This window comes from Bradyrhizobium sp. P3_C3, assembly GCF_056402655.1.
In genome coordinates this window covers 143,195-162,602 of sequence record NZ_JBFUGY010000001.1, presented here as the reverse complement: position 1 = coordinate 162,602, position 19,408 = coordinate 143,195, and the positions used below count along the sequence as shown (strand labels likewise).

The 19,408-nt window shown below is 63.1% G+C and carries 9 protein-coding genes; 8 read left to right on the top strand and 1 reads right to left on the bottom strand.

The window, feature by feature from the left end; translation table 11 throughout:
- The first annotated feature begins 420 nt into the window (after positions 1-420).
- The 4 genes from rpoB to AC1DW2_RS00855 all read left to right on the top strand — a co-directional run bounded on the left by rpoB (position 421) and on the right by AC1DW2_RS00855 (position 13,281).
- Entirely contained in the window at positions 421-4,539 is a 4,119-nt protein-coding gene (rpoB, locus tag AC1DW2_RS00870) for a DNA-directed RNA polymerase subunit beta (protein ID WP_028152884.1), read from the top strand.
- Positions 4,540-4,668: 129 nt separating this feature from the next.
- Positions 4,669-8,865 carry a DNA-directed RNA polymerase subunit beta' gene (rpoC, locus tag AC1DW2_RS00865; protein WP_071912831.1) on the top strand — a complete coding sequence of 1,399 codons (4,197 nt, stop codon included), beginning with the start codon at positions 4,669-4,671 and terminating at the stop codon, positions 8,863-8,865.
- Between the two features lie 192 nt (positions 8,866-9,057).
- Complete coding sequence (locus tag AC1DW2_RS00860; RefSeq protein ID WP_208087432.1) at positions 9,058-11,121, top strand: FAD-dependent oxidoreductase; 2,064 nt, start codon at positions 9,058-9,060, stop codon at positions 11,119-11,121.
- Positions 11,122-11,253: 132 nt separating this feature from the next.
- Entirely contained in the window at positions 11,254-13,281 is a 2,028-nt protein-coding gene (locus AC1DW2_RS00855) for an ABC transporter ATP-binding protein (protein ID WP_477005059.1), read from the top strand.
- On the opposite strand, the gene AC1DW2_RS00850 is transcribed toward AC1DW2_RS00855, so the two are convergent.
- Positions 13,194-14,447, bottom strand: coding sequence for an FAD-dependent oxidoreductase (locus tag AC1DW2_RS00850; RefSeq protein ID WP_354125806.1), 1,254 nt, complete (start codon positions 14,445-14,447; stop codon positions 13,194-13,196). The two genes, AC1DW2_RS00855 and AC1DW2_RS00850, sit on opposite strands and share 88 nt — an antisense overlap.
- Positions 14,448-15,145: 698 nt before the next feature.
- Here AC1DW2_RS00850 and rpsL point away from each other — a divergent pair.
- From rpsL to tuf, 4 genes are read left to right on the top strand one after another with little or no spacing between them, the layout of a single operon-like run.
- Entirely contained in the window at positions 15,146-15,517 is a 372-nt protein-coding gene (gene rpsL, locus AC1DW2_RS00845) for a 30S ribosomal protein S12 (RefSeq protein ID WP_007603006.1), read from the top strand.
- 15 nt (positions 15,518-15,532) lie between these two features.
- A complete protein-coding gene (gene rpsG, locus AC1DW2_RS00840) occupies positions 15,533-16,003 on the top strand; it encodes a 30S ribosomal protein S7 (RefSeq protein ID WP_063982575.1) in 471 nt (156 codons plus the stop codon).
- A 30-nt stretch (positions 16,004-16,033) separates the two neighbouring features.
- Complete coding sequence (gene fusA / locus AC1DW2_RS00835) at positions 16,034-18,106, top strand: elongation factor G (RefSeq protein WP_071912837.1); 2,073 nt, start codon at positions 16,034-16,036, stop codon at positions 18,104-18,106.
- Between the two features lie 40 nt (positions 18,107-18,146).
- Positions 18,147-19,337, top strand: a complete 1,191-nt coding sequence (tuf, locus tag AC1DW2_RS00830; protein WP_063982577.1) for an elongation factor Tu — start codon at positions 18,147-18,149, stop codon at positions 19,335-19,337.
- Positions 19,338-19,408 lie beyond the last annotated feature (71 nt).

Below are 19,408 nucleotides of genomic sequence, written 5' to 3'. Positions count from 1 at the left end.
CCAAAAGGGGCGGGCCAGATGCAAAAGGCGTGCGACGGAGCGCTCCGACGTAGGCCGAACACGAAAAAGTGTTGGGATTTGAAGGTTAACCCCTCGAATCTCGACTATTGTCGCCCCATATCGGTTCGACAGCACGAAAGCGCGGTGGGCAGGGATGCCGGATTCCCTGTAAGCCGTTGGGAGAGCAGGCTATTTCGGGCTTTTGCAGTCCGTGAAGACAATCGTTGTGACGGGCGGGCGTGCCTATGCGCCCCGCGCGTCGTTTTGCGTTTTGAAGGTCTGAAGAACAGATTCAGGACATGACGGCCTGAAACTGGATTTTTGGTCCCCAAAGCGGGTTCGAAAAATTCAACCCGGGGAGCGGTGGCAACCGCGTCCTGGACGGCGCGCCCGGAGCGGGCGACGAAATGAGAGGCCACGATGGCGCAGCAGACATTCACCGGTCGCAAACGCGTTCGCAAGTTCTTCGGACACATCAAGGAAGTCGCCGAGATGCCGAACCTCATCGAGGTTCAGAAGGCGTCCTATGACCAGTTCCTGATGGTCGACGAACCCGCGGGCGGGCGTCTCGACGAGGGCCTGCAGGCTGTGTTCCGCTCGGTGTTCCCGATCTCCGACTTCTCGGGCACCTCGATGCTGGAATTCGTCCGCTACGAGTTCGAGCAGCCGAAATACGACGTCGACGAGTGCCGCCAGCGCGGCATGACCTTCGCGGCACCCCTCAAGGTGACGCTGCGCCTCATCGTGTTCGATATCGACGAGGAAACCGGCGCGAAGTCGGTGAAGGACATCAAGGAGCAGGACGTCTACATGGGCGACATTCCGCTCATGACGATGAACGGCACCTTCATCGTCAACGGCACCGAGCGCGTTATCGTCTCGCAGATGCACCGTTCGCCCGGCGTGTTCTTCGACCACGACAAGGGCAAGACCCATTCCTCGGGCAAGCTGCTGTTCGCCGCCCGCGTCATCCCGTATCGCGGCTCCTGGCTCGACATCGAGTTCGACGCCAAGGACATCGTCTATGCGCGTATCGACCGTCGCCGCAAGATTCCGGTGACGTCGCTGATGTTCGCGCTCGGCCTCGACGGCGAGGCGATCCTGTCCACGTTCTACAAGAAGATTCTCTACAAGCGGACCAAGGAAGGCTGGCGCGTTCCGTTCGACGCCAACCGTTTCCGCGGCTACTCGACCATCAACGACCTGATCGACGCCGACACCGGCAAGGTCGTGCTCGAGGCCGGCAAGAAGCTCACCGTGCGCGGTGCGCGTCAGATGCAGGAGAAGGGCCTGAAGGCGCTGCGGCTGTCCGATGAGGAGCTCGTCGGCAACTATCTCGCCGAGGACCTCGTCAACCCGAAGACCGGTGAGATCCACGCGGAAGCCGGTGAAGAGATCACCGACAAGTCGATGAAGGCCCTCAACGAGCAGGGCTACAAGGAGCTGCCGCTGCTCGACATCGACCACGTCAATGTCGGCGCCTACATCCGCAACACGCTCTCGGCCGACAAGAACATGACGCGTGAGGACGCGCTGTTCGACATCTACCGCGTGATGCGTCCGGGCGAGCCGCCGACGCTGGATTCGGCGCAGGCGATGTTCCAGTCGCTGTTCTTCGACGCCGAGCGCTACGACCTGTCCGCGGTCGGCCGCGTCAAGATGAACATGCGCCTCGACCTCGATGCGCCCGACACCCAGCGTACGCTGCGCAAGGAAGACATCCTCTCCGTCATCAAGACGCTGGTGGATTTGCGCGACGGCAAGGGCGAGATCGACGACATCGACCATCTCGGCAACCGCCGCGTGCGCTCGGTCGGCGAGCTCATGGAGAACCAGTACCGCATCGGCCTCCTGCGCATGGAGCGCGCGATCAAGGAGCGCATGTCCTCGGTCGACATCGACACGGTCATGCCGCAGGACCTGATCAACGCGAAGCCGGCGGCTGCCGCCGTGCGCGAGTTCTTCGGTTCCTCGCAGCTCTCGCAGTTCATGGACCAGACCAACCCGCTGTCGGAGATCACCCACAAGCGCCGCCTCTCGGCGCTTGGACCGGGCGGTCTGACCCGCGAGCGCGCCGGCTTCGAGGTGCGCGACGTGCATCCGACGCATTACGGCCGCATCTGCCCGATCGAGACGCCGGAAGGTCCGAACATCGGCCTGATCAACTCGCTCGCGACCTTCGCGCGCGTGAACAAGTACGGCTTCGTCGAGACGCCGTACCGCAAGGTCAAGGACGGTCGCGTCACCGACGAGGTCGTGTACCTCTCGGCGATGGAAGAGGGTCGCTACACGGTCGCGCAGGCCAACGTGCCGCTCGACCCGAAGGGCCGCTTCACCGAAGATCTCGTGGTCTGCCGTCACGCCGGCGAAGTCTTGCCGGTGACGCCGGACAAGGTCGACTACATGGACGTGTCGCCGAAGCAGCTCGTTTCGGTCGCCGCGGCGCTGATCCCGTTCCTCGAGAACGACGACGCCAACCGCGCGCTGATGGGCTCGAACATGCAGCGCCAAGCGGTGCCGCTGGTTCGCGCCGAGGCGCCGTTCGTCGGCACCGGCATGGAAGGCGTGGTTGCGCGTGACTCGGGCGCCGCGATCGCGGCGCGCCGTTCGGGCGTGATCGACCAGATCGACGCGACCCGCGTCGTCATCCGCGCCACGGAAGATCTCGATCCGACCAAGTCGGGCGTCGATATCTACCGTCTGATGAAGTACCAGCGCTCCAACCAGTCGACCTGCATTAACCAGCGTCCGCTGGTGAAGGTCGGCGACATCGTCAAGAAGGGCGACATCATCGCCGACGGTCCGTCGACCGATCTCGGTGAGCTCGCGCTGGGGCGGAACGTGCTGGTCGCGTTCATGCCGTGGAACGGCTACAACTTCGAAGATTCGATCCTGCTCTCCGAGCGGATCGTGAAGGAAGACGTCTTCACCTCGATCCACATCGAGGAGTTCGAGGTGATGGCCCGCGACACCAAGCTCGGGCCTGAGGAAATCACCCGCGACATTCCGAACGTCTCGGAAGAAGCGCTGAAGAACCTCGACGAAGCCGGTATCGTCTACATCGGCGCGGAAGTGCGCGCCGGCGACATCCTGGTCGGCAAGATCACGCCGAAGGGCGAAAGCCCGATGACGCCGGAAGAAAAGCTTCTGCGCGCCATCTTCGGCGAAAAGGCCTCCGACGTTCGTGACACCTCGCTGCGCGTTCCTCCGGGAGTGCAGGGCACGATCGTGGAAGTGCGCGTGTTCAACCGTCACGGCGTCGACAAGGACGAGCGTGCGCTGGCGATCGAGCGGGAAGAGATCGAGCGTCTGGCCAAGGACCGCGACGACGAGCAGGCGATCCTGGACCGCAACGTCTACAACCGTCTTGCCGAGCTCCTCGAGGGACGGCAGGGCATTGCGGGCCCGAAGGGCTTCAAGAAGGACACCAAGATCACCCGTGCGGTGCTCGAGGAGTACCCGAAGTCGCAGTGGTGGCTGTTCGCTTCGCCGAACGACAAGCTGATGGCCGAGATCGAGGCCATGCGGAAGCAGTACGACGAGTCGAAGAAGGGGCTGGAACAGCGCTTCCTCGACAAGGTCGAGAAGCTTCAGCGGGGTGACGAATTGCCGCCCGGCGTGATGAAGATGGTCAAGGTCTTCGTCGCGGTGAAGCGCAAGATCCAGCCCGGCGACAAGATGGCCGGCCGCCACGGCAACAAGGGCGTGGTGTCGAAGATCGTGCCGATCGAGGACATGCCGTTCCTCGAAGACGGTACGCATGCCGACATCGTGCTCAATCCGCTTGGCGTGCCCTCGCGCATGAACGTCGGACAGATCCTCGAGACCCATCTCGGCTGGGCTTGCGCCGGCCTCGGCAAGCGTATCGGCCAGACGGTCGATGCCTATCTGTCGAAGCAGGACATCAAGCCGCTGAAGGAAACCTTGAAGAAGGTCTACGGCGAGGACGAGACGATCAAGTCGCTCAACGACAACGAGTTGATCGAGCTTGGCCACAATCTGAGCCGCGGCGTGCCGATCGCGACGCCGGTGTTCGATGGCGCCAAGGAAGCCGACATCGAGGAGATGCTGAAGCTTGCCGGTCTCGACGCTTCGGGTCAGTCGACCGTCTATGACGGCCGTACCGGCGATGCCTTCGATCGCAAGGTGACGGTGGGCTACATCTACATGCTCAAGCTGCACCATCTCGTGGACGACAAGATCCACGCGCGTTCGATCGGTCCGTACTCGCTCGTTACCCAGCAGCCGCTGGGCGGCAAGGCGCAGTTCGGTGGCCAGCGCTTCGGCGAAATGGAGGTGTGGGCGCTCGAGGCTTACGGCGCGGCGTACACGCTCCAGGAGATGCTGACGGTGAAGTCGGACGACGTCGCCGGCCGTACCAAGGTGTACGAGGCGATCGTCCGCGGCGACGACACGTTCGAGGCCGGTATTCCGGAATCGTTCAACGTGCTGGTCAAGGAAATGCGCTCGCTCGGCCTCAACGTCGACCTGCACAACTCCAAGGTGGGACCGGCGCCGACGTCGGAAGCAGCCGAGTAATACGACCTTTCATGCCCGGCCTTCACGGCCGGGCATCGGCGCCCCTCCCGAGGCCTTGAGGGCAGGGCGCCCCGATTGAGTGATTTTCGAATTTGCGGCCGTAGGCGACCGGCACGCGAGGAGAAGACGATGAACCAAGAAATTATGAATCTCTTCAACCCGACGACTCCGGCTCAGGTCTTCGACCAGATCCGGATTTCGATCGCGTCTCCTGAGAAGATTCTGTCCTGGTCCTACGGCGAGATCAAGAAGCCGGAGACCATCAACTACCGTACCTTCAAGCCCGAGCGCGACGGCCTGTTCTGCGCCCGCATCTTCGGGCCGATCAAGGACTACGAGTGCTTGTGCGGCAAGTACAAGCGCATGAAGTACAAGGGCATCATCTGCGAGAAGTGCTCGGTCGAGGTCACGCTGTCGCGCGTCCGGCGCGAGCGCATGGGCCATATCGAGCTCGCAGCCCCCGTCGCCCACATCTGGTTCCTGAAGTCGCTGCCCTCGCGCATCGGCCTTCTGCTGGACATGACGCTGAAGGATCTCGAGCGGATCCTCTACTTCGAATATTACGTCGTGCTCGAGCCGGGCCTCACCGCGCTCAAGGACCGTCAGCTCTTGTCGGAAGACGAGTATCTGAAGGCGCAGGACGAGTACGGTCAGGATTCCTTCACCGCCATGATCGGCGCGGAAGCGATCCGCGAGCTGCTCAAGGGCATGGACCTCGAGAAGCTCGAAGCCACCTTGCGCCTCGAGATGCAGGAGACCGACTCCGACATCAAGCACAAGAAGCTCGCCAAGCGCCTGAAGATCGTGGAAGCGTTCCGCCACTCCGGCAACAAGCCGGAATGGATGATCATGACCGTGGTTCCGGTGATTCCGCCGGACCTGCGTCCGCTGGTGCCGCTGGACGGCGGCCGCTTCGCGACCTCGGACCTCAACGACCTCTACCGCCGCGTCATCAACCGCAACAACCGCTTGAAGCGGCTGATGGAGCTGCGCGCGCCGGACATCATCATCCGCAACGAGAAGCGCATGCTTCAGGAAGCGGTCGATGCGCTGTTCGACAACGGCCGCCGCGGCCGCGTCATCACGGGCGCCAACAAGCGTCCGCTGAAGTCGCTCGCCGACATGCTCAAGGGCAAGCAGGGTCGCTTCCGTCAGAACCTGCTCGGCAAGCGCGTCGACTATTCGGGCCGTTCGGTGATCGTGGTCGGTCCCGAGCTGCGCCTGCATCAGTGCGGCCTGCCGAAGAAGATGGCGCTCGAGCTGTTCAAGCCGTTCATCTACTCGCGGCTTGACGCCAAGGGCCTGTCCACCACCGTGAAGCAGGCGAAGAAGCTGGTCGAGAAGGAGCGGCCCGAGGTCTGGGACATCCTGGACGAGGTCATCCGCGAGCATCCGGTGCTGCTCAACCGCGCACCGACGCTGCATCGTCTCGGCATCCAGGCGTTCGAGCCCGTGCTGATCGAGGGCAAGGCGATCCAGCTGCATCCGCTGGTCTGCGCCGCGTTCAACGCCGACTTCGACGGCGACCAGATGGCCGTGCACGTTCCGCTGTCGCTCGAAGCGCAGCTGGAAGCGCGCGTCCTGATGATGTCGACCAACAACATCCTGCATCCGGCGAACGGCCAGCCGATCATCGTGCCGTCGCAGGACATCGTGCTCGGTCTCTACTACGTCTCGATCATGCGCGAAGGCCTGCCCGGCGAGGGCAAGATCTTCGGCGACATGGCCGAGCTCGAGCACGCGCTGCACGCGAAGGTCATCCACCTCCACACCAAGATCAAGTATCGGTGGCAGGGCATGGACGAGACCGGCAAGGTCTCGACGCGCTGGATCGAGACCACCGCGGGTCGCGTCATGCTCGGCAATCTGCTGCCGAAGAACCCGCGGATTTCGTACGAGATCATCAACAAGCTGATGACCAAGCGCGAAATCTCGGGCGTCATCGACCAGGTCTACCGTCACTGCGGCCAGAAGGAGACTGTGATCTTCTGCGACCGCATCATGGCGCTCGGCTTCTACAACGCGTTCAAGGCCGGCATCTCGTTCGGCAAGGACGACATGGTCGTGCCGCACTCCAAGTGGAAGATCGTCGACACCACCCGTACGCTGGCGAAGGATTTCGAGCAGCAGTACAACGACGGTCTGATCACCCATGGCGAGAAGTACAACAAGGTCGTCGACGCCTGGTCGAAGGCCACGGAAGAAATCGCCAAGGCGATGATGAAGGAGATCTCCTCGACCAAGAAGACGGCGAGCGGGGCGGATGCCGACATCAACTCGATCTACATGATGGCTCACTCCGGTGCCCGCGGTTCGCCGGCCCAGATGCGCCAGCTCGCCGGCATGCGCGGCCTGATGGCCAAGCCGTCGGGTGAGATCATCGAGACGCCGATCATCTCGAACTTCAAGGAAGGCCTCTCGGTGCTCGAGTACTTCAACTCGACCCACGGCGCCCGTAAGGGCCTCGCGGACACCGCGTTGAAGACCGCGAACTCGGGCTACCTGACCCGTCGTCTCGTCGACGTGGCGCAGGACTGCATCATCACGCAGAACGACTGCGGCACCAAGCTCGGCATCAAGATGCGCGCCATCGTCGATGCCGGCACCGTGGTCGCCTCGCTCGGCTCGCGCATCCTCGGCCGTACGGCCTGCGAAGACGTGCGTGACAGCTCGGGCAAGGTGATCATCAAGCGCGGTACGCTGATGGAAGAGAGCCATCTGGACGCCATCCACCAGGGTGGCGTGCAGGAGGTGAAGATCCGCTCGGCACTGACCTGCGAGCTCGTCAACGGCATCTGCGGCATGTGCTACGGCCGCGACCTCGCCCGCGGCACGCCGGTCAACCACGGTGAAGCCGTCGGCGTCATCGCGGCGCAGTCGATCGGCGAGCCCGGCACCCAGCTGACCATGCGCACCTTCCACATCGGTGGTGCGGCGCAGCTCAACGAGCAGTCGTTCGTCGAATCCAACTTCGACGGCAAGATCGTGATCCGGAACAAGGCCATCGCCCGCAACAGCGAAGGTCACCTGGTCGCGATGGTCCGCAACATGGTGATCGCGATCGTCGATGCCGACGGCACCGAGCGTGCGACGCACCGTATCCAGTACGGTTCGCGCCTGCACGTCGACGAGGGCGACACCGTCAAGCGCGGCCAGCGCATCGTCGAGTGGGATCCCTACACCCGTCCGCTGCTCACCGAAGTCGAAGGTACCATCGGCTTCGAGGATCTGGTCGAGGGGCAGTCGATCTCGGAAACGCTCGACGAGGCCACCGGTATCGCCAAGCGCGTGGTCATCGACTGGCGCTCGACCCGCGGCGGCGCGGACCTGCGTCCGGCCATCGTGGTCAAGGGCAAGGACGGCAAGGTGCTCAAGCTCGCCCGTGGCGGCGATGCCCGCTACATGCTGTCGGTCGATGCCATTCTCTCGGTCGACGTCGGAGCCAAGGTCAATACGGGCGACATCCTCGCCCGTGTCTCGACCGAAAGCGCCAAGACGCGTGACATCACCGGCGGTCTGCCGCGGGTGGCGGAACTGTTCGAGGCACGGCGTCCGAAGGATGCGGCGATCATCGCCGAAATCTCGGGCACCATCCGGTTCGGACGCGACTACAAGAACAAGCGTCGCATCTCGATCGAGCCGATGGACAAGACCGACGAGGCACGCGAGTACCTGATCCCGAAGGGCAAGCACATCCACCTTCAGGACGGCGACGTCGTCGAAAAGGGCGACTTCATCGTCGAAGGCAACCCGGCGCCGCACGACATCCTGGCGGTCAAGGGCATCGAGGAGCTTGCGGCCTATCTGGTCAACGAGATCCAGGAGGTCTACCGGCTCCAGGGCGTGCTCATCAACGACAAGCACATCGAGGTGATTGTCCGTCAGATGCTCCAGAAGGTGGAAGTCACCGACCAGGGCGACACGGACATGATCTCCGGCGAGCAGGTCGACAAGATCGAGTTCGACGCGCTCAACGAGAAGGCGAAGGAAGAGGGCAAGAAGATCGCTACGGGAACGCCGGTTCTGCTCGGCATCACCAAGGCGAGCCTTCAGACCCGCTCCTTCTTCTCGGCGGCCTCGTTCCAGGAGACCACCCGCGTCCTCACGGAAGCGGCGGTCAACGGCAAGGTCGATCCGCTCGAAGGCCTCAAGGAGAACGTCATCGTCGGCCGGCTGATCCCGGCGGGCACCGGCGCCTCCATGGCCAAGATCCGCGAAGTCGCGATGAAGCGCGACAAGCTGATCCTGGACGAGCGCGAGAAGCAGGCGGCCGTCGTGTCGCCCGCGCCGGAAGCGGAGCTTCCTGCGCTGCCTCCTGCGGAATAATCCTTCATCCGTAGGAATACCGAGGACAATGAAAAGGCCGGCGCAAGCCGGCCTTTTTGCTGCTTTGTTTGCCTGTTGCGGTGCAGGATCAACCTTTGTTCATCTTTCCTTCAGGCGCAAAAGCGCTTCTGCTAAGGGAAGTTAGACCGGTGGTCCCGTGACGGGGGCAGGGCCGGAGACCACGGAACTCATATGCTTGATCTCGCAATCGTAGGCGGCGGCCCCGGCGGGCTGATGAGCGCCTGGTACTTGAAGCGTAAGCTCGGCGACCTCTGCCGCATCACCATCTACGAGGCCTCCGACCGGCTCGGCGGCAAGATCGTCACGCGCAAATTCGATTCCGCGCCGGCGATGTACGAGGCCGGCGTTGCCGAGATCTACGACTACTCGATGACCGGTCCCGATCCGCTGCGCGAGCTGATCCAGCATTTCGGACTTCAGACCATTCCGATGGACGCCGAGCAGGTGCAGTTCGGCGGCGAGCTCCTCAACGACGTCGCGGGCATGCGCCGCAAATACGGCGCCAAGACTGCGGCGGCGATCGAGGCGTTCCGGAACCGCTGCGCCGAGGCGATGACGCCGATCGAATATTACGAGGGCGTCGGCGCGCACGACAACGAGAATCCCTGGGCCTACAAGACCGCCGAGCAGGTGCTCGACGAGGAGGTCGAGGACGAAACCGCGAAGCGTTTCTTCAAGGTGATGGCGCGCTCCGACATCGCGACCGAAAGCCACAACACCAACGGGCTCAACGCGCTCAAGAACTACCTGATGGATGTCGACGGCTATATCGGCCTCTATTCCATACAGAACGGCAACGAGCAGCTGATCGAGTGCCTGCAGTCAGAGGTCAACGCCGACGTCCAGCTCAATCACCGCGTGCTCACCGTCGGCAAGGCGCCGACCGGCCGCTACCAGCTGAAGATGATGAACGGCAAGGGGCCGGAGACGCGCGACTTCGACCTCGTGCTGGTCTGCCTGCCGCATTCGTGGCTCGCGACGATGGGCTGGGAAGGCGAGCAGCTCCGTAAGTCGATGGTCAAGCACGTCTCGTATTTCGATCGTCCCGCGCACTATCTGCGCGTCTCGATCCTGTTCGACACGCCGTTCTGGGGCGAGAAGATTTCCGGCGCCTGGTTCATGTCGGAAGCCTTCGGCGGCTGCTGCGTCTACAACGAGGGCGCGCGCCATGACGTTGGCAAGCACGGCGTGCTGAACTGGCTGATTCCCGGCTCCGACGCGCTGGCCTTCGCCAATTTGTCGGATCAGGAGCTGATCGACGCCGCACTGAAATCGCTGCCCGCCTCGCTCGGCGATGCGCGTTCGCATTTCGTGGAAGGCAAGATCCACCGCTGGCTGTCGTCGGTGAACGCCATCCCCGGCGGTCTGCCCGTGCGCGACGTCATGACCAATCACCGGCCGGAGCCGAAGGAGCATCCCGGCATCGTGGTGGTCGGCGATTATCTGTTCGACTCCACGCTGAACGGTCTGCTCGACTCCTCGGACGCGGCGACCGACATCATCCTGACCGAGATGATGCGCCTGCGCCGCGAGCGCGGACAGGAGGAGGGCGAGCCGGTCTCGGACAAGATCGACCGCGACTATTTCGAGAACTATCGCGGCCTCGGTCCCTACAGCGAAGCTTGGCGCCACTTCACCGATCCCGATTATCTCACCAAGCTGATCGGCATCGTCTGGGGCAAGGCCAGGGGCGCCAAGCTGCTGGTCGCGGGCTCGGCCAGCGGCGAACTGGTGGGCGCGCTGCGCGATCGCGGCATCGATGCCTTCGGCATCGAGAACAACCGCGCCATCCACGCCAGGACGCCGAAGGCGCTGAAGAAGTACAACAAGCTCGGCTCGATCACCGACATGCCGTTCAAGGATGGCGCCTTCGACTTCGTGTTCGAGACCAGCCTCTGCCATGTTTCCCCGAAGCAGGTGGTCCGCGCGATCCGCGAACTGAACCGCGTGGTCAAGACCGGCCTCGTGTTCGGCTCGATCACCTCGGACATGGCTTCGGTGGTGATCGACCGCTACGACCTGCTGCGCGGCGTCAAGAAGCTCGGCACCTGGTGGGAATGGTCCGAGCTATTCTTCGGCAACGGCTTTGACCTGTCGATGCATCGCAAGGACTGCACCGATGCGCTCTGGGAGGCGACGCTTGCCGCCAACAAGGGCCCGGGCCAGTGGTACGCCGACGCCGACAGCCTGCGTTATTCCTTCTTCGACAAGGTCGAGGGTGAGGACGACGACTAGAGACAGGATCGGACCGGCGTAGCCAATTGCTTTGCCGAATTCGTCATGATCGCATAGAATCGGTGCGATAGCGGTTGCCGCTATTTCCTGCTTTCTCCGCGGTCATGCCGGCCGTCAGCATCGGTTGGTTTCATGGCGTCCAAGCCCCTCCCGCCCGACAAACAGAAACTCGCCACGGAAGAGGCGGCCGAGCTCGACGACAAGCTTGTCCCAGTCAAGCCGGACCTCGAAGACGACGAGGACGACGAAGACGAGGAGGATGACGAGCTCGACGACGACGATGAGGACGAGGAGCTCGTCGTCTTTACCGCGCGCGAGGCCGCAGGCGCGCTCGCGACCATCCTGGGTTTCGTCAAGCCGTTCCTGTCCAACTACAAGCGGATGCTGTCATTCGTGGCGTTCGGCGTCTGCGTCGAGACGCTGTTCAACGTCATCATGCCGCTCAGCCTGAAGTACCTGATCGACGACGCGCTCGGCGAGGAGGATTTCCAGGCGCTCTACAAGATCCTCGGCGTGCTCGCGGTCGCCGGCATCTTCACCTCGATCGTGGCGGTCTGGTACGAGCGCTGGGACGCCAGGCTGGCTGCCTGCATCATCTCCGATGTCCGCAAGCGCCTGTTCGAGCACGTCCAGGACCTGCCGGCGGCCTATTTCGGCCGCACCAAGCGCGGCGAGATCCTGTCGCGCTTTTCCGTCGACCTTTCGGCCTTCGAGGGCTCGGTCAAGACCTTCGCCAACAGTGCGGCGCTGCCGTTCCTGGAATTGATCGCCGGCATCATCCTGATGTTGTTCCTGAACTGGCAGCTCGCCGCGGTCGCGCTGCTGGTGTTCCCGATCACGCTGATCGGGCCGCGCATCCTCACCCCGAAGGCGGTGCAGGCCAATTACGAGCAGAAGCAGAACGAGAGCGCGCTGCTCGGCATGGTGCAGGAGAACGTGGCCGCGCAGGCCGTGATCAAGGCGTTCAGCCTGCAACGCAAGATGTTCGGCTTCTTCAGCTTCCGCAACGACGAGACCCGCCGCAAGATCGCTTCGGCTGCGTTCCTGTCGACCATGGTGGAGCGGACGGTCACCATTTCGGTGCTGCTGCTGCACCTCGTCGTGCTCGCGATCGGCGCCTATCTGGCGACCAAGGGCCAGATCACCATCGGCACCTTCGTCACCTTCGAGAGCGCGTTCTGGGAGGTCTCCTACAACATCGCCCACGTGATGCACTTCATCCCGGTGTCGATCTCCTCGGCGGCCGCGATCCGCCACATGCAGGAGCTGCTGGATGAGCCGACGCGCGGCGCCGATCGTCCCGGCGCGCCCGATCTGCCGCGCATCACCAACGACATCACCTTCGACCACGTGACGTTCCAGTACGAAGGCAGCCAGACGCCGGTGCTGGACAATCTCAGCCTCAAGCTCAACGCCGGCAAGCGCATCGCCATCGTCGGCCCCTCGGGCTCCGGCAAGAGCACGCTGCTCAATTTGATCCTGCGGCTGTACGTGCCCAACGAGGGGCGCGTCGCCATCGACGGCGTCGACGTGCGCAAGGTGACGCTGGATTCGCTGCGCCGGAGCATGGCGGTGGTGTTCCAGGAGAACATGCTGTTCAACATGTCGATTCGCGAGAACATCCGGCTCGGCAAGGAAGGCGCGACCGACGAGGAGGTGGAGGACGCCGCCAAGAAGGCCGAGATCCACCGCTACATCATGAGCCTGCCGCAGCGCTACGACACGCCGGTCGGCGAGCGCGGCGATACGCTGTCGGGCGGCCAGCGCCAGCGCATCGCGATTGCGCGCGCGGTCATCCGTAACCCTTCCGTGCTGCTGCTGGACGAAGCCACCTCGGCGCTCGACCAGACCACCGAGGCCGCGATCAACCGCACGCTGCTGAAGGTCGCGAAGGGGCGCACCATGATCTGGTCGACCCATCGCCTGACCTCCGTGGTCGAGATGGACGAGATCATCGTGATCTCAGGGGGCAGGGCGATCGAGCGCGGCTCGCATGCCGAGCTGCTCGCCAGGAACGGCACCTATCGCAAGCTGTGGAACGACCAGATCCACCAGCCGCATGGCGCTGTGGCTCAGGCCGATGACGACAGCGACGATGACGACGAGGATGAAGACGACCTCGACGAGGATGATGAGGACGAGGACGACGAGGAGGCGTGACCGAGGAAGTTCGGCTCCAGATGAATTGCTCCTCCGAGCGGCCGCAGCAAGCCTTGAACTGACCAAGCGATGAAGCGCGCCCAGCGCTGCGCGGTCCAGTAGGGACTCGTCGCGGTCGAGACGGAGCGGAACTCGAACGCCTTCGCCGCCGACCATTCGTCGCAGGCCCGCTTGACCGGATCGGCGTAGAAGGTGGCGATCTTGGCCCCGTCCATCCCGTCGGAGGCGAGCCACTCCGGGATATGGACGTTGCAGAGCCGCTCGACGTCGGTGAAGACCTTGTCACAGCCGGTGCCGGCGGCGGGGCAGGAGGTCGAGAACGCATCGCCCACCAGCACGAGGCCGGGCTGGCCGCTTGCGTCGTTCACATAGAGGTCGACCGGGCGGATCTTGATCTCGCCGGCGATGTCGAAGGCGCCGGTGATGCGCTTGAGCCGGGGCAGGGCGGCGTTCAGCGTCTCGGCTGGCGCGCGGCGCAATTCGCGCAGCCATGGGTCGTCGACGCCGCGATAGACGAACAGATTGGCGCGCATCCGCGGACCGGTCGGAAACAGTGTGATGTAGGGGATTCGGTCGCTCGGCCGTTCCGAGAAATAGGTCAGTGCCGGGAAGTCGAACGAATTCCGTCCCGCCGGCACCACGTCGAACCCGATCGAGATCGAATGGCAGGCGCTGATGACTTTTCTCGCGATGCCGAGCTGGTGGCGCAGGCCGACGTTCAGGCCGTTGGCGAGCACGACCAGCCGGGCCGAGATCGTCTCCTCATTGGAGAGCGTGATCTTTTGCCGCTCCGGGCTCGTCTCGAGCGAGACCGCCTTGGCGCAGATGCGCTCGACGCCGGCAGGGATCTCGTCACGGACGGCGTTGACGAGCGAATCGTAGAGGATGTTGAACTGCCGACTCGGTGCCTTGTCGAGCAAACGGCCGAATCGAGCGATCCAGTTTTCGCCGGCAAAGGTCGCGCGGCGCAGCACCGATTCTCCGATTCCGGTCTTCAGGAATCGCTCGACCTGGACGTGACCACTGAGTTTTTCGACTCGAAAGTCCGCCGGATAGCTCTCATGCGGGTCGATCAGCACCGTCGAAATGCCGGCGCGGCCGAGCATTGCGGCGGCGGTCGAGCCGGACAATCCCCCGCCGATAATGGCAATGTCGGTGTAGCGCATGGTGCAAATCTCTGCCGCAGGCGGCAGATTGACGCATCAACAGGAAAAAAAGCCTTAGCAAGGGTTATAAAAGTACATTTAACCCGGGTATAAATTGTTTTTGGGCTGGCGGAACGGACGTCCGGTCCCCATATCCGGCAGGCGCGGTGAGTGCGGGCAAACAGCGATTTCGTCAGGTGGCAGAAGCGTTTTCTGACTGTCGTTTGACCTTGACTTGGCCGACTCTCACTTATAGAAAGCGCCTCACTTAACGACAGGCGGTGAGCATCGCCAGCGTCGGAACGGGCCACCCGTTGATCCGCAGGGATTAGATCCCCAAGGATCGGATCCTCAGGGATCGCTAAGGCGGGCACCAACCTCGACGAATGCCGCTCAAACGCTGTCGATCATAGCTAGGCAATGCCAGTGCGATTTTAGGTCTCTTGAGCTCGTTCTCTTGAGATCGAATTCGGATGCATGACCTCGGTGCGCGGGCCGCAGCTTTATGCTGATTGCCCTGAAACTGCGGTCCTCTGTGGCGTCGTAACGCTTTCCGCTCGGTGATGGAGCGGTTGGCGCAATTTCGCTTTGTGCGGATTGTTCCGTGCGAGGCGACCTCGTCGGGCGGGTGGCCCGAAAAAAATTGCGGTTCCGGCAACGGGCCGCGCCAAGACAGCGGACCCGGAAGGGACCGCGGCAGAACAAAGGGTAAGGCCAGGATGCCGACGATCAACCAGCTGATCGCTCAACCGCGTGAAGTGCAGAAGTCGCGCAAGAAGGTGCCGGCGCTGCAGCAGTCGCCGCAGAAGCGTGGTGTTTGCACCCGCGTCTACACCACGACCCCGAAGAAGCCGAACTCGGCGCTTCGTAAGGTCGCCAAGGTGCGCCTGACCAACGGCTTCGAGGTGATCGGCTACATCCCCGGCGAAGGTCATAACCTCCAGGAGCACTCGGTGGTCATGATCCGCGGCGGCCGCGTCAAGGACTTGCCCGGCGTGCGCTACCACATCCTCCGCGGCGTTCTGGATACCCAGGGCGTCAAGAACCGTAAGCAGCGTCGTTCGAAGTACGGCGCGAAGCGTCCGAAGTAAGCGGGAACCAGCTCAATGTCTCGTCGCCACTCAGCGGAAAAGCGCGAAGTTCTTCCCGATCCGAAGTTCGGGAACATCATCGTCACGAAGTTCATGAACTCGGTGATGTACGCCGGCAAGAAGTCGGTCGCCGAAGGCATCGTCTACGGTGCGTTCGGCATCATCGAAGCCAAGACCAAGCAGAGCCCCCTCGGCGTGTTCGAGCAGGCACTCGAGAACGTCATGCCGACGATCGAAGTGCGCTCCCGCCGCGTCGGCGGCGCGACCTACCAGGTGCCGGTCGAAGTTCGTTCGGTGCGCCGTCAGGCGCTGGGCATTCGCTGGCTGATCTCGGCCGCGCGCGATCGCAACGAGAAGACGATGACCGAGCGGCTCTCGGCTGAGCTGCTCGACGCCTCGAACAACCGCGGCAACGCCGTCAAGAAGCGCGAAGACGTGCACCGGATGGCGGAAGCCAACCGCGCCTTCTCGCACTATCGCTGGTAACGGCGAAACACGGAATCTAAGGATCAGCCCATGCCTCGCGTTCATGCCATAGAGAACTACCGCAATTTCGGTATCATGGCGCATATCGATGCCGGCAAGACCACGACCACCGAGCGCATCCTCTATTATACCGGCAAGAGCCACAAGATCGGCGAAGTGCACGAAGGTGCCGCGACGATGGATTGGATGGAGCAGGAGCAGGAGCGTGGCATCACGATCACCTCGGCTGCCACCACCGCATTCTGGGCCGGCAAGCGCCTGAACATCATCGACACCCCCGGCCACGTCGACTTCACCATTGAAGTCGAGCGTTCGCTGCGCGTGCTCGACGGCGCCGTCTGCGTGCTCGACTCGAACCAGGGCGTCGAGCCCCAGACCGAGACCGTCTGGCGCCAGGGTGACAAGTACAAGGTTCCGCGCATCGTCTTCGCCAACAAGATGGACAAAACGGGTGCCGACTTCTTCAAGTGCCTGGCCGACATCGTTGACCGCCTCGGCGCCAAGCCGATCGCGATCCAGCTTCCGATCGGTGCCGAGAACAACTTCAAGGGTCTCGTCGACCTCGTGAAGATGCAGGGCATCATCTGGAACGATGAATCGCTCGGCGCGAAGTTCGACTATGTCGACATCCCGGAAGATATGGTCGAGCAGGCCAAGGAATACCGCGAGAAGATGGTGGAAGCTGCCGTCGAGCTCGACGATGACGCATTGGCCGCCTTCCTCGACGGCAACGAACCGGATGAAGCGACGCTGAAGCGGCTGATCCGCAAGGCGGTGCTGACCGGCGCGTTCTATCCCGTGCTGTGCGGCTCGGCCTTCAAGAACAAGGGCGTGCAGCCGCTGCTCGACGCCGTCGTCGACTATCTGCCGTCGCCGATCGACGTCCCCGCGATCAAGGGCACCGACGACCGCGGCAACGAGGTCGTGCGCAAGGCCGACGACAAGGAGCCGCTCGCGCTGCTCGCGTTCAAGATCATGGACGACCCGTTCGTCGGCACCATCACCTTCTGCCGCATCTACTCCGGCGTCCTGCAGAGCGGCACCGGTGTCGTGAACTCGACGCGCGAGAAGAAGGAGCGCATCGGGCGCATGCTGCTGATGCATGCGAACAACCGCGAGGACATCAAGGAAGCCTATGCCGGCGACATCGTCGCGCTGGCCGGCCTGAAGGAAGCGCGCACCGGTGACACGCTGTGCGATCCCGACAAGCAGGTGATCCTGGAGAAGATGGAATTCCCCGAGCCGGTCATCGAGATCGCGATCGAGCCGAAGTCCAAGGCCGACCAGGAAAAGCTGGGCGTGGCGCTGGCGAAGCTCGCCGCGGAGGATCCGTCCTTCCGCGTGTCGACCGACCAGGAGTCCGGCCAGACCATCCTCAAGGGCATGGGCGAACTCCATCTCGACATCAAGGTCGACATCCTCAGGCGTACCTACAAGGTCGACGCCAACATCGGCGCGCCGCAGGTTGCGTTCCGTGAGCGCGTCACCAAGAAGGCCGAGGTCAAGTACACCCACAAGAAGCAGACCGGCGGTACCGGTCAGTTCGCGGAAGTGTCGATCGTGGTCGAGCCGAACGAGCCCGGCAAGGGCTACGAGTTCGAGTCCAAGATCGTCGGCGGTGCGGTTCCGAAGGAATACATCCCCGGCGTCGAAAAGGGCCTCAACAGCGTGATGAGCTCTGGTGTCGTCGCGGGCTTCCCCGTGGTCGACGTCAAGGTTCAGCTCGTCGACGGCAAGTACCACGACGTCGACTCGTCGGCGCTCGCCTTCGAAATCGCATCGCGCGCGGCATTCCGCGAAGCGCTGCAGAAGGGCAAGTCCGTCCTGCTCGAGCCGATCATGAAGGTCGAAGTGGTGACCCCGGAAGACTACACCGGCTCGGTCATCGGCGACCTGAATTCCCGGCGCGGTCAGATCCAGGGTCAGGACATGCGCGGCAACGCCAACGTCATCAACGCGATGGTGCCGCTCATGAACATGTTCGGGTACGTGAACAACCTGCGCTCGATGAGCCAGGGTCGCGCGACCTTCACCATGCAGTTCGACCACTACGCAGAAGCGCCGGCCAATGTGTCGGCAGAAGTCCAGAAGAAGTTTGCCTGATTGTCGTCGGTCTCGAACTGACGATTGAACGGAGAGTCAAATGGCCAAAGCAAAGTTTGAACGTAACAAACCGCACTGCAACATCGGCACCATCGGTCACGTCGACCATGGCAAGACGTCGTTGACGGCTGCGATCACCAAGATCCTCGCCGAGACCGGCGGTGCGACGTTCACGGCGTACGACCAGATCGACAAGGCGCCGGAAGAGAAGGCGCGCGGCATCACGATCTCGACGGCGCACGTCGAGTACGAGACCAAGAACCGCCACTATGCCCACGTCGACTGCCCCGGCCACGCCGACTACGTGAAGAACATGATCACCGGCGCCGCCCAGATGGACGGTGCGATCCTGGTCGTGTCGGCCGCTGACGGCCCGATGCCGCAGACCCGCGAGCACATCCTGCTCGCCCGCCAGGTCGGCGTGCCCGCGCTCGTCGTGTTCCTCAACAAGTGCGACATGGTCGACGATCCGGAACTCCTCGAGCTCGTCGAGCTCGAAGTCCGCGAACTGCTCTCCAAGTACGACTTCCCGGGCGACAAGATCCCGATCATCAAGGGTTCGGCGCTCGCCGCTCTCGAAGATTCCGACAAGAAGCTCGGCCATGACGCCATCCTCGAGCTGATGAAGAACGTCGACGAGTACATTCCGCAGCCGGAGCGTCCGGTCGACCAGCCCTTCCTGATGCCGGTTGAAGACGTGTTCTCGATCTCGGGCCGCGGCACCGTCGTGACCGGCCGTGTCGAGCGCGGCATCGTCAAGGTCGGCGAGGAAATCGAGATCGTCGGTCTGCGCGCCACGCAGAAGACCACGGTCACGGGCGTCGAAATGTTCCGCAAGCTGCTCGATCAGGGCCAGGCGGGCGACAACATCGGTGCGCTGCTCCGTGGCACCAAGCGCGAGGACGTCGAGCGCGGCCAGGTGCTGTGCAAGCCGGGTTCGGTCAAGCCGCACACCAAGTTCAAGGCTGAGGCCTACATCCTCACCAAGGAAGAGGGCGGTCGCCACACCCCGTTCTTCACCAACTACCGTCCGCAGTTCTACTTCCGCACCACCGACGTGACCGGTGTCGTGCATCTGCCGGAAGGCACCGAGATGGTGATGCCGGGCGACAACATCGCGATGGAAGTGCACCTGATCGTGCCGATCGCGATGGAAGAGAAGCTCCGCTTCGCGATCCGCGAAGGTGGCCGCACCGTCGGCGCCGGCGTCGTCGCCTCGATCATCGAGTAATTACGAGAATAGGGATTGGCGCGTAGCGAGTGTGACATTCGCTATTCGCTATTCGCCACCCCCCACTAAAG

What these genes read in the sequence shown, in the direction of transcription:
- rpoB (WP_028152884.1), top strand. Translation starts at nt 421, where the DNA reads ATGGCGCAGCAGACATTCACCGGTCGCAAACGCGTTCGCAAGTTCTTC.
- rpoC (WP_071912831.1), top strand. Translation starts at nt 4,669, where the DNA reads ATGAACCAAGAAATTATGAATCTCTTCAACCCGACGACTCCGGCTCAG.
- AC1DW2_RS00860 (WP_208087432.1), top strand. Translation starts at nt 9,058, where the DNA reads ATGCTTGATCTCGCAATCGTAGGCGGCGGCCCCGGCGGGCTGATGAGC.
- AC1DW2_RS00855 (WP_477005059.1), top strand. Translation starts at nt 11,254, where the DNA reads ATGGCGTCCAAGCCCCTCCCGCCCGACAAACAGAAACTCGCCACGGAA.
- AC1DW2_RS00850 (WP_354125806.1), bottom strand. Translation starts at nt 14,447, where the DNA reads ATGCGCTACACCGACATTGCCATTATCGGCGGGGGATTGTCCGGCTCG.
- rpsL (WP_007603006.1), top strand. Translation starts at nt 15,146, where the DNA reads ATGCCGACGATCAACCAGCTGATCGCTCAACCGCGTGAAGTGCAGAAG.
- rpsG (WP_063982575.1), top strand. Translation starts at nt 15,533, where the DNA reads ATGTCTCGTCGCCACTCAGCGGAAAAGCGCGAAGTTCTTCCCGATCCG.
- fusA (WP_071912837.1), top strand. Translation starts at nt 16,034, where the DNA reads ATGCCTCGCGTTCATGCCATAGAGAACTACCGCAATTTCGGTATCATG.
- tuf (WP_063982577.1), top strand. Translation starts at nt 18,147, where the DNA reads ATGGCCAAAGCAAAGTTTGAACGTAACAAACCGCACTGCAACATCGGC.